The following is an 11,569-nucleotide window of genomic DNA, read 5'->3' on the forward strand; positions in this document are numbered from 1 at the left end:
CTCAGGCGGTATCGAGTTCGACGACGAACACCGTCCCGCTCGGTTCGTTTGGCTCGACCCGGACAGACCCCCCGTAGTGGTCGACCATCGTCTCGACGAAGAACAGGCCGAACCCGCTGCCGGTCTCGGACGTGCCGCGGTCGAAGATGTCCTCCCTGTGCTCCTCTGGAATGCCCGTCCCGGTGTCGGCGATGTGTAGCCGGGTCCGGCCGTCGCTCGATGTCGTCCAGACGGAGACGGTGAAGTCGTCGCTCCCGTCGTAGCCGTGCTTGACGGCGTTTTTCACCAGGTTCCCGACGACTTCCTCCAGCAAGGGGTCCGCCATGACGGTCACGTTGCCGACGTCGACGTCGAACGCTATCTCCTCGTGGCTCTTCCGTATCGGCGTGACCTGTCGCTCGACAATCGGTTTGAGCGGCGTCGGCGAGGGCGATATCTCGCCCTGGCCGGTGATGACGTTGGACATCTCCTTGACCCGGTCGGCGAGGCTGACGATGTTGTCCGCGTACTCAAGAATCGTCTCCGCGAACTCCTGGTTCTGTCCATCGGTCTCATCGGTGAGGAACTCGGCGCGGCTCTGTATGATCGTCATGCTGTTCATCACGTCGTGGCGGAAGAGGCTCTGCATGAACTCCAGTTGGTTACGCTGTCGGTCGGCGGCTGCCGCCGACTGCAACGCTCTCGCGTACAGTTCCCCGATGACCATGCCGGCGGCCGACCCCGTCCCGCTCGCGAGGCTCAGGACGAAAATCGGCTCGGATAGCGCCCGTCCCTCGGCCAGCCGCACGAGTATCGAGAGGTAGATAATCGCGCCGAAGAGGGTCGAGCCCCCGACAGCGCTCCAGCCGATTAGCCATCGCTTCCTGCTGTCGAAATCGCTGTAGGACATGCGAACGGCGAGAAAGCAGACGACGAGTCCGGGGGTGGCGATGAGAGAGAACGCGACGAAGGGACCGAACTCAAAACCGAACGTGTCGACTTCGCGCGTCAGGTTCCAGACCGCCACCAGGACGTGACCGAGACCGATACCGCCGGCCAGCGCCGGTCCGCCGGCCGGGGTCTCCGGGAGCCGGTCGCCGATATCGCCGGCAACTGACTCGAAGAGAGCCAGAAACTGTGTCGGCGCAGAAAAGCTCACGTACTCATGTGTGTACTAAACCGGCTTATGTGTACTGGGAGCTTCGTGCCGGGTCGACAGCCCGTCAATCCCATCTCCTCCCGACAGAGAGTCTGCCCCGCTATCGCGCCCTATCGACGGTCGTCTCGCCGTCGACCACGACGTTGTACGCTTCCTCGTCGTCGTTCCACAGCACCAGCGCGTTCCGAATCGAGAGGAGGTCGCCGTAGCCCGCCGTTCGGAGGTCGTCGTTCAGCATCGAGGGGTCGGTGAGGACGGCGAAGTGGTCGACCGCCTGGCTCCCGTCGCCCAGCAGATACAGCGGGTTCGACTCCCCCTCCGAGAGGTCGTGGCTGAGTTTGATAGCGAGCAGGTTCACCCGGTCGGTGACGAAGCTCTCGGCGTCGGCCATCGGGGCGTGGGCCGAGCGGTCGGGCGTGATGTCGATGCCCCGTCGGTCGTCCGTGCGGAGGACGCTGTAGGCGTACTGCACGTCGGCGTTGACGAACTCGCGGGTCCCCCCGTCCGGGTCGTCGAGGCGCTTTTGCATCGGCGGGACCTCGATGTCGGGTCGCTTCTCGAAGGACCACGACTCGCTTTCGGGGGTCTGGTGGGGCCAGAGCCGGACGGTGGGCGCGTACACCGTCGCCGGGCCGTCGTCGGCGACGGCCCGCTCTATCTCCCGCAGGCCGGTGGCCGTGTTCTTGTCCGCCGGTTCCAGCGCGAGGACGGTGCCGCCGTCGGCCAGCCCGCCGAGATACCGTTCGAGGACCGCCGCGGGGTCGTCGAGCTCGTTCAGGACGTTGCCAAACAGAATCAGGTCGAACGGGCCGCCGGATTCGACGGCGCCGTCGAGGTCGAACGCCTCCGCCGTCTCGCGGTGGACCGTGACCGAACGGGTCCCGGCTTCCGGTTCGAGCACGGTTTCGAGCACGTCGGCGGCCGCGCTCGGTTCGACGGCGTGGTAGTCGAGCAGGCCGCCGGCGTCGGCCACGAGGTCGGCGAGCGCCAGCGCGGGGCCGCCCACGCCCGCACCCACGTCGAGGACGCGCAACTGCGCGGGGAGCAACCCGTCGGCGGCGAGCTCGCTCAGGACGCGGGTCGCGGCGGCGTAGTAGTCGGGGAGGTGGTAGACGGCGTAGCCGTGGGCCGAGAGCGCGTCGTAGTCGACGGCCTCGCGACGGAGATACCGCTCCTTGATGTCGCGAACCCGCTTGCGGAGCCGGTCGCCGCTGTCGCCTTCTGCCCACTCGTCGCCGTAGATCTCGGCGAGTAGCTCCTCGACGCGCCGCTCGTGTTCCGGCGGGAACCGCTCGACGCTCCGAACTTGGGCCTCCAGCGACCCCTCCGGCGCGGGGACGAAGGTGCCGTCCTCGCGCTCGACGATGGCGAGGTCGACGGCCTCCTCGCGGAGCACCTGCCGGACGACGGCGGGGTGGGGCTGGCCCTCGACGTACTCGTACAGCTCCTCGGGGTCGAGCGGCCGGACCGAACGGAGGTACTGGGCGTTCTCGCGTATCTGCTTTCGTGTTTCGGGGTTCATGATAGCTCGTCGTACAGGTCGACGAAGTCGTCGTGGTCGGCGTCGGCCAGCTCCCGGGCCGCGTCGGCGACGGCGTCGGCGCCGTCGAAGGTCGCCTGGATGTCGGCGTAGACGCCCGCCTCGCCGCCAACCACTTGCTCGACGAGCGACTGGAGCCCGGACGAGACCGGCGTGTGGAACCGCTCGGGTACGTCCTCGCTCGCCATGGCGTAGGCGAGGACGGCGGCGTGAGCCGCGGCCTGGACGGACTCCATGGCCGCGTCGTGTTCGGCCGAGGTCGTCTCAAAGGGGTCGTTGCCGGCGGCGGCCAGCGCGTCCACCACGGCGTCGACGGTGGTGCCGCCCGCCGCAGTGACGACGGCGACGTTCCCCGGGGCGTTCGCCGGGGCAAAGAGCGGGTGGAGACTCGCCCGCTGTCGGTCTGGCACCGTCTCGGCCATCGCGGCGAGGGGGTCGGTCATACTCCCGGTCACGTCGACGACGGCCTCGGTCGCGAGCGGCGCGTACTCCTCGATTGCGACCCGGGCGACCGGCATCGGCACGGCAATCGAGACCACGTCGAAGCGCTCGTCGGTGTCGGTCGGGACAGCCCGGCCGCCGACGGCGTCGGCCGCCTGCCGGGCGGTGGCGCTGTCGGTGTCAGTGACGGCGACGGACGCTCCGGCCCGCTCGGAGAGCGTCCGGGCGAACCACTGTCCCATCGACCCGGCGCCGACGACGAGGACGTTCATGCGGCGAGCGTAGCCCGCGCCCTCTCAAAAGCGGTTCGGTCGGCCGAGCGCCCCCTCTCGTTGATACAGTCGCCGAGTTGCCCCTCGACTGCTGTCGAATCTGCCCGCAGTCCGGCGCCTGAACCTCCTAAACGCTTATCCGTCGCCGCCGAGTCGCCAGAGACATGAAACGCGTCCGATTCCGCGACTCCGGCGGGAACGTCCGTGGCGGCCGCTGGGCCATCGAAGACGGCGAGCCCGTGGTCACCGCGGCCGCCGGCCCCTACGGTCGTATCGCCTTCGGGGACGAGAGCTACGACCCCGCGGAGGTGGATATCCTCCCGCCGTGTGAACCGACGAAAATCGTCTGTCTGGGACGCAACTACGCCGACCACGCCGACGAGATGGACTCGGAGGTACCGGACAGACCGCTGCTGTTTCTCAAAGGCCCCAACGCCGTCGCCTCCCACGGGAACACGCTGACCATGCCCGCCGGGAAGGAGCGAATCGACCACGAGGCGGAGCTGGGCGTCGTCATCGGGGAGCAGTGCAAGAACGTCACCGAGGCGGGCGCGATGGACGTCGTCGCCGGCTACACCTGCGTCAACGACATCTCGAACCGCGACGACCAGAGGCGGGAGACGAACTGGGTCCGCGGCAAGGCCTTCGACAACGCCTGCCCCATCGGCCCGCTGGTCGCCACACCGGAACACGTTCCCGAGGACGCCACGATAGAGTGTCGCGTCAACGGCGAGACGAGACAGTCCTCGTCCCGCGAGCACCTCGTGTTCTCCGTCGAGGAGACCATCGCCGAGATTACCGAGTACATGACCCTCGAACCGGGCGATGTCATCGCCACCGGCACGCCGTCCGGTGTCGGCCCGCTCGCGGACGGCGACCGCGTCGAGGTCGAAATCGAAGGTATCGGAACCCTCGAACACGGCGTCAAGATTCCGTAACCGTCGCCCGGGACCGGCCGGCGATGACAACCACTAAGTTTAGGCTAACCTAATCGGAATCAGCATGCAGCGAGCCCCCACCGACCGGGCGGACGTCTGTGTCGTCGGCGCGGGCCCGGCGGGCGCCCTCGTCGCGAGCCGACTGGCGAGCGACGGGCACGACGTGACGGTGCTGGAGGCCGGCAGGCGCTTCGACTTCGAGGACCGCCAGGACCAGATGGAACAGTCGATTCGGCCCGGCGAGCGCGGGGACATTTGGGAGATGGGTGGCGAGCGCGACGACTACTCCAACAACGGCAACCGGACCTATCCGCTGAACGTCTCCCGCGTGAAGGGTGTCGGAGGGTCGACGCTCCACTGGCAGGGGATGGTGATGCGGATGCACCCCGCCGACTTCGCCGGCGACCACGACAACGACGACCCGGCCTGGCCCATCAGCTACGACGACCTGCGGCCCTACTACGCGGAGGCCGAACGGGCGCTGGGCGTGGCCGGCGTCGCCGAGGACAACCCCTTCGCGCCGGCCCGGGACGGCCCCTACCCCATGCCCGGCTTCCCGCCCTCCTACAGCGACTCGCTGTTCGCCGAGGCCTGCGCGAACCTCGGCATCACGCTGCACTCGGTACCCAACGCCCGTAACTCCGAATCCTACGACGGCCGGGGCCAGTGTGTGGGCTATGGTACCTGCCAGCCGGTCTGTCCCTCGGGGGCGAAATACGACGCGACGGTCCACATCGAGGACGCCGAGGCTGCGGGCGCGACCGTCATCGACCGCGTCCCGGTCCAGCGACTCGAAACCGACGCCGACGACCGGATTAGCGCCGCCGTCTACGTCACCCCGGACGGGACGGAACACCGGCAGGAGGCCCGGGAGTTCGTCCTCGCGGCGGGCGGCGTCGAGATACCGCGCCTCCTCCTGCTGTCGGCCGACGAGGACCACCCCGACGGGCTGGCTAACTCCTCGGGTGCCGTCGGCCGGTACTTCATGGACCACCTCTTCGCCGGTTCGGGCGGAACCCTCGACCGCGAGACGCGCCAGAACCACGTCGGCTTCATCACCAGCGAGAGCCACCAGTTCTACGACGACCCGGGCGGCGCCATACAGCACGCCGGCACCGGGGAGACGGTCGTCGCCGAGAGCGACGACGCTTACTCGCCCATCAAACTGGAGTTCCTGAACTACGCCGGACCGTCGCCGGTCGAAATCGCGCTCAACGGCGACGACTGGGGCGACCCGATGCTCGACGAGGTTCGGGACGCCTACGGCAACAGCATCGCGATGGGCGGGCTGGTCGGCCAGCCGCCCCGGTGGGAGAACCGCGTCACGCTCGACCCCAGAGTCACCGACGACCACGGCAACCCCGTCCCGGACATCCGGTGGTCGTGGGGCGACCGGGTGCGCCGCTCCATCTCGCGGGCCAACGCCATCCAGCACGCGGTGCTGGACGAACTGGGCGCCGACATCGCCTGGACCGCGAACGTCGACGGCGGCTCCGGGCCCGCCTACCACCACATGGGGACGACGCGGATGGGCACCGACCCCGACGAGAGCGTCGTGAACCCACAGCTCCGGAGTCACGACCACTCGAACCTCTCGATTGCCTCCTCGTCAGTGTTCGTGACGGCGGGGTCGATGAACCCCACGCTCACCATCGCCGCGCTGGCGCTGAAATGCGCAGCCCACCTCGGCGAGCGGCTGTAGATACCGCTCGTCGCCGCCGTTTTTCAACACCCGGGAACCCATTCAGAGTTTTATATTCGGGAGTCCGTAAGTGGCTGGTATGTATCCGTCCGACCGCCGTTTCGGGCAGCGTCCGAGCGGCGTTCCCGGTCTCGATTCACTCCTCAACGGCGGGTTCGTCGACGGCCGGCTCTACCTCGTCATCGGGCCGCCGGGGTCCGGCAAGACCCTGCTGGGGACGCAGTTCCTCAGGGCGGGGCTCGACGCCGACGAGACGGTCCTGTTCATCCACAGCGAGGAGTCGGCCCCCGACCTCCGCGCCAACGCGGCGAACCTCGGCATCGACATCGACGACGCCGAGTTCCTCGACGTCGGCCCCGAATCGGACTTTTTCACCGAGAGCGGTTCCTACGACGTCGTCAGCCCGGGAGACATCGAGGACGGCTACCTGATATCGGACATCAGACGGGAGATAGAGGCCGTCGACCCGGACCGCATTCTGATAGACCCGATTACCCACTTCCAGTATCTCGAACCGACCGAGTACCAGTTTCGCAAACGGCTCATCTCCTTCGCGCGGTTCCTGAAAGACCGCGGGACGACCGTCCTGGCGACGAAGACCCCCAGCGAGGACACGGACACGCAGCTGAAATCGCTCAGCGACGGGGTCGTCGTTCTCAGCCACGACGGGGAGAAAGCGGGCCGGCGCATCCGGGTCCCGAAACACCGGGGTGTCGGCCAACAGGACGGCTCTCACGGGATGGAGATACGCGAACACGGCGTCGAGGTGTACCCGACCGGCGTCGACGACCCCTCCGAACGGGAGTTCGAGCCGACACAGTTCGCCTCCGGAATCACGGAACTCGACGCGCTGCTCGGCGGCGGCATCGAACGCGGGACGGTAACGATTCTCAGCGGCCCCGCCGGAATCGGCAAGTCGACGACGGCCACGCAGTTCCTTGCGAACGCGGCGGCGAACGGGCAGCCGGGGCTGGCGTGTCTCTTCGAGGAGTCCATCGAGACGTTCGTCCACCGCTCGGAGACGTTCGGGCTCCCGATATCGCGGCTGCGCGAGGAGGGGTCGCTGTTCATCGAGGAGGTCGGCGCGCTGTCGCTGTCCCCCGAGGAGTTCGCACACCAGGTCAGGGCCAAAGTCCGGGACCACGGCATCGAACTCGTCGTCATCGACGGGATATCGGGGTACAAAAGCGCCATCAAGGGCGGGGAAAACGACGTGGAACTGCGGCGCAGGCTCCGGGCGCTCATCCAGCGCCTCGTGGGAGCGAACACCTCCGTGGTGCTGATAGACCAGCGACGGGAAGTGACCGGCTTCCCACAGCCGACGAGCGAGAGCGTCAGCTATCTGGCCGACAACATTGTCTTCGAGAACTACATCGAAGTCGAAGGGGAGCTCCAGCGGGTCGTCGGCGTGTTGAAAAAGCGCGTCGGCGGCTTCGAGACCGTCCCGCGGCGGTTCAGAATCACGGCCGACGGCCTCGAAGTCGGCGACCCCGTGTCCGGGATGCACGGGGTGTTCAAGGGTATTCCCGACCGGTCCGGAGCCCAGTGAGCGATGGCGACGGTGCAACTGCTGCTCGCGGACGAGGCCAACCGGGACGCCCTGGCCGCGCTCGTCGGTGAGCGCCACGGGACGATAACCGACGAGACGGTTCGGGATGCCGACGTGTACGTCGTCGACGACGCGTCGTTCGCCCGGTACCGCGAGCGCCTGGCGGCCCGCAAACGCGACCTCGACCCGGTGTTCTGCCCGGTGGTGCTGGTCCGGCGAGACCGGAGCGCCGCCAGTGTCACGCTGCCCGACATCGACGACGCCGACCGGCCCCTCATCGTGAACGAGGTCGTGCAGGCGCCGGTGGACCGGCAGGCCTTCTTCCGGACGCTGTCGAATCTCCTCGTTCGCCGGTCCCAGACGGAGGAGCTCGCCGGGGACCTCCGGGCCCGAAGCGCGGAGCTGCGCCGGTTCGAGAACGCGGTCGAGAACGCCGGGCTCGCCATCTTCGTCACGGACCCCGACGGGACCATCGAGTACGTCAACCCGGCCTTCGAGGAGATGACCGGCTACGCGTCCGAGGAGGCGGTCGGCCGGAACCCGCGCATCCTCAACTCCGGGGAGCAGGACGAGGCGTTCTACGACGACCTCTGGGAGACCATCCAGGGCGGCGACATCTGGACCGCCGAAATCGTCAACGAGCGCAAGTCCGGCGAGCGGTTCATCGCCGCACAGACCATCTCGCCGATTCGGGACGACGGCGAGATACGCGGCTTCGTCGGCATCCAGGAGGAGATAACCGACCGTCGACTGCGGGAGCAACAGCTCGCGGTGTTTCACCGGATACTCCGCCACAACCTCCGCAACAACGGGACGACCATAGTCGGGCGCGTCGACGTGTTACAGGAGTCAGTCGGCGGCGACGAGCTATCCTCAGACCACCTCGACGTGATTCGTGACAACATGGTCTCGCTGCTCAACATCAGCGAGAAGGCGAGCCGCATCCAGCAGCTGCTCGCCACCTCGCTTGCGGAGTCCGACGCCGAACGGGACCTGATGGCGGCCCTCTCGGATATCGCCGACGACCACGCGAAGTCAAACCCGGACGCGGCGATACGCGTCGAGGACGGCCCGTCGGAGCCGCTGGTCGTCGATTCGAAGGTGGTGCCCGCCCTCAACGAGTTCGTCGAGAACGCCATCAGACACTCCGACGCGGCCACCCCGCGCGTCTCGGTGGGCGTCGCGTCGGACGGGACGACCGCGACGGTCACAGTCGTCGACAACGGGCCGGGTATCCCCGAGCGGGAACGGCGCGTCATCGAGGAGGGGACGGAGAAACCGCTCGAACACGGCTCCGGCCTGGGGCTGTGGTTCGCCTACTGGCTCATCAGCCACGTCGGCGGCGACATCGACATTCGGACCGACGCGAGCGGGACGACAGTGACCGTACGGATTCCCCTGCGCTGAGGACCGTCACTGGAGCGGGGGGCGTCCCGTCGTCCCCTGGTCGTCGACATCGAACTCGAACCGCGCGCCGCCGGCCTCGCTCTCGGTCACGCCGACCGACCAGCCGTGTGCCCGCGCGATGGTCTCGACGATAGCGAGCCCGAACCCCGTCCCGTCGCCGTCCGAGTACCCCTGCTCGAACACCTGCTCGCGTTGTTCCTCAGGGATGCCGTCCCCGTCGTCGGCGACGTAGAAGCCGTCGTCCGTCGGCCCGACGGTCACCGTCACGGTTCCGGACTCGCCGGCCCCGTGCTCCAGGCTGTTCCGGAACAGGTTCTCGAAGATGTGCCGGAGCTTGCCGGGGTCCGCTCGCAGCTCGTCGTCGCCGCTCGTCTCCAGTGTCGCGGCGCCGCTCTCGATGCTCTCCCAGCAATCTCTCGCGATGGTGTCGAGCGACACCGACGACACCTCGGTGACCAGCTCGCCCTCGCGGGCCAGCGTGAGCGTGTCTTCGATGATGGATTCCATCCGCTCGTGCGCCCGCTCGATGGGGTCGAAGTGGTCGTCGTCGCCGGTCTCACGGGCCAGTTCCAGCCTGGCCCGGGCGACGTGGAGCGGGTTCCGGAGGTCGTGTGAGATGACGCTGGCGAACTTCTCTAAGCGCTCGTTCTTGCGCTCCAGGGTCCGCTCGTACCGGTGGCGGTCTATCTCGTACCCGATCCACCTGGCGAGCGTCTTCACGGTCGACTGCTGGATTTCCAGCACTGCGCGGTCCCGGGGCTCCTCGCCGCCGAAACACAGCGTCCCGTAGGTCTCGCCGTCGATGCGTATCTCCGCGCCCAGGTAACAGCGCAGCTCGAACCGCTCGAACGCGGGGTCGCCCTCCCACCCCTCCTCGCTCGCGTCCCCCACCACGAGCGGCCCCTCGTTCGCTATCGTCTTCCGGCAGTAGGTCCGCTCCAGGGGGTCTTCCGCTCCCGCTTCGATACGGTCGTTGGAGCCGACCGACGCGAGAATCTCCTGGGTCCCGTCCTCGATACGGGTGACGTAGCCGACCGGGTGGTCCATGTGGGTCGCGCCGATCTCCAGGACGCGCTGGAGCTTGGTCTCTATCGGGGTATCGGCGTCGAACGTCGTGTCGTACAGCTGTGAGAGCGTCGCCTCCGAGGCCTCGATCTGAGATTCGAACTGCCGGTGTTCGGTCACGTCGCGCTGAATCGCGACGAACTTCTCGACGGTGCCGTCCACGCCGGTCACCGGCGCGATAGTCTGGTGGGCGACGTAGAGGTCCCCCGATTTAGTGCGGTTGACGATCTCCTCTTCCCACACTTCGCCGCCGAGGAGCGCGTCCCACATCCGCTCGTAGTACGCCTGGCTCTGTTCGCCGGACTTGAGGATGCGCGGCGTCCGACCGACCGCTTCCGTCCGGTCGTACCCGGTCAGCTTCTCGAAGGCCGGGTTGACGTACTCGATGGTCCCGTCGGGGTCGGTGACGACGATGGCGTCCGCCGCGTATTCGACCGCCTGTTTGATACCGTCGAGCTGTCCCCGGGTCACGCGGCTCCGGTCGCTGGTGACCGTCGCTTCGATTCGGGCCGCGACCCCCTCGGCGCCGTCGGCACACAGCGAGGCGTAGCCGTCCACGCCGGCGTTTATCGCCTCGCCGCTGACCTGTCCGGTGTCGTCGACGGCGACGAGGACGAACGGGAGTTCGGGGTGGCTCTCCCGGACCGCTTCCGCCAGTTCGATTCCGCCGGCGGCCAGGTCGCTCGCCCCCGCCACGCAGTCGACCGGCTCCGAGTCGAGCGCGTCCATCGCCCCCTCGACCGACTGGGTCGTGATCACGTCGACGCCGTCCAGTTCCGCTTCGACCGCCTCGCAGACGGCAGCGTCGAGACCGACAGTGAGGACGACCGCCGGCACGGCGCGGGGCGAACGTTTGATACGGCCGGCAGTCTCTCCATACTGTCCCGAGCTATAACGACCCATTACACGTCGCTTGTCGCGTTCTCACCTAAACGCTGCTCGCGTTGCGCCCTTCCGATAATAGCCAAAACCGTTATGTATGCTCATCGGACAGCTATCCGTTCTCGGCCGTCACGAGCGGGTGGCGAAGACCGAACGGCGACGGTTCAGTAGTAGAGCCCGAGGAGGGCGCCGGCGTTGACGAGCAGGAGGACGGCCACCACCGAGGCGGCGAGCAGGAGCGGGCGGGCGTCGGCCGCCGGCTGGCGGACCTTCTGCTGGGCGAGCCCGTCCGCGAGCTTCGAGGCCCCGATTTCCACGAGGGCGGCCAGGGCGAACCACAGCACGACCATCCCGAGAACGAGGTGGCCCCGACCCGTCCCGAAGAGGGTCTCGCCGGTGTAGCGCGTCGCGGCGAGGTGGCCGCCGGTCAGCAACAGGAGGACGGAGCTGAGCCGCGAGACGGTCCTGAGCTTGCCGGTAATCGCTTCGAGGGCGCTGCCTTGCATGTCGCCGTTCATCGCGGTCGGAACGACGGCGTAACTGGTGAACAACACGGTGCCGGACCACAGGCCCGCGAAGACGAGGTGCGTGGCGTAGATTGCGGCGTCGACGAGCGTCATGTGCGGTGGTTGGGC

Annotated in this window: 9 protein-coding genes; 4 read left to right on the forward strand and 5 right to left on the reverse strand. The window is 67.8% G+C overall.

Annotated features, from left to right (window positions below):
- Position 1: 1 nt before the first annotated feature.
- The 3 genes from NJQ98_RS09020 to NJQ98_RS09030 form a co-directional block, all read right to left on the reverse strand.
- On the reverse strand, positions 2–1,138 hold the full coding sequence (locus tag NJQ98_RS09020) for an ATP-binding protein (RefSeq protein ID WP_262177943.1): 1,137 nt from the start codon (positions 1,136–1,138) through the stop codon (positions 2–4).
- 100 nt (positions 1,139–1,238) lie between these two features.
- Positions 1,239–2,660, reverse strand: coding sequence for a small ribosomal subunit Rsm22 family protein (locus tag NJQ98_RS09025; protein WP_262177944.1), 1,422 nt, complete (start codon positions 2,658–2,660; stop codon positions 1,239–1,241).
- A complete protein-coding gene (locus tag NJQ98_RS09030; protein ID WP_262177945.1) occupies positions 2,657–3,391 on the reverse strand; it encodes an NAD(P)-binding domain-containing protein in 735 nt (244 codons plus the stop codon). Before NJQ98_RS09030 ends, NJQ98_RS09025 begins: the two co-directional genes overlap by 4 nt.
- A 164-nt stretch (positions 3,392–3,555) precedes the next feature.
- Between NJQ98_RS09030 and NJQ98_RS09035 the strand changes: the two genes are divergently transcribed.
- The 4 genes from NJQ98_RS09035 to NJQ98_RS09050 all read left to right on the forward strand — a co-directional run bounded on the left by NJQ98_RS09035 (position 3,556) and on the right by NJQ98_RS09050 (position 8,987).
- Positions 3,556–4,329 carry a fumarylacetoacetate hydrolase family protein gene (locus NJQ98_RS09035; protein WP_262177946.1) on the forward strand — a complete coding sequence of 258 codons (774 nt, stop codon included), beginning with the start codon at positions 3,556–3,558 and terminating at the stop codon, positions 4,327–4,329.
- A 64-nt stretch (positions 4,330–4,393) separates the two neighbouring features.
- Positions 4,394–6,031, forward strand: coding sequence for a GMC family oxidoreductase (locus NJQ98_RS09040; RefSeq protein ID WP_262177947.1), 1,638 nt, complete (start codon positions 4,394–4,396; stop codon positions 6,029–6,031).
- 79 nt (positions 6,032–6,110) lie between these two features.
- Positions 6,111–7,580, forward strand: a complete 1,470-nt coding sequence (locus tag NJQ98_RS09045; protein ID WP_262177948.1) for an ATPase domain-containing protein — start codon at positions 6,111–6,113, stop codon at positions 7,578–7,580.
- Positions 7,581–7,583: 3 nt separating this feature from the next.
- Positions 7,584–8,987, forward strand: coding sequence for a PAS domain-containing protein (locus NJQ98_RS09050; protein ID WP_262177949.1), 1,404 nt, complete (start codon positions 7,584–7,586; stop codon positions 8,985–8,987).
- A gap of 6 nt (positions 8,988–8,993) precedes the next feature.
- Here the strand turns inward: NJQ98_RS09050 and NJQ98_RS09055 are convergent, their stop codons facing one another.
- Positions 8,994–10,955 (reverse strand): PAS domain S-box protein, encoded by a 1,962-nt coding sequence (locus NJQ98_RS09055; protein ID WP_262177950.1) that lies wholly within the window; start codon positions 10,953–10,955, stop codon positions 8,994–8,996.
- A gap of 143 nt (positions 10,956–11,098) precedes the next feature.
- Positions 11,099–11,554, reverse strand: a complete 456-nt coding sequence (locus NJQ98_RS09060) for a transporter (protein ID WP_262177951.1) — start codon at positions 11,552–11,554, stop codon at positions 11,099–11,101.
- Between the last annotated feature and the right edge of the window lie 15 nt (positions 11,555–11,569).

It is taken from the genome of Haloarcula laminariae, from assembly GCF_025457605.1.
Taxonomy (GTDB): domain Archaea; phylum Halobacteriota; class Halobacteria; order Halobacteriales; family Haloarculaceae; genus Haloarcula; species Haloarcula laminariae.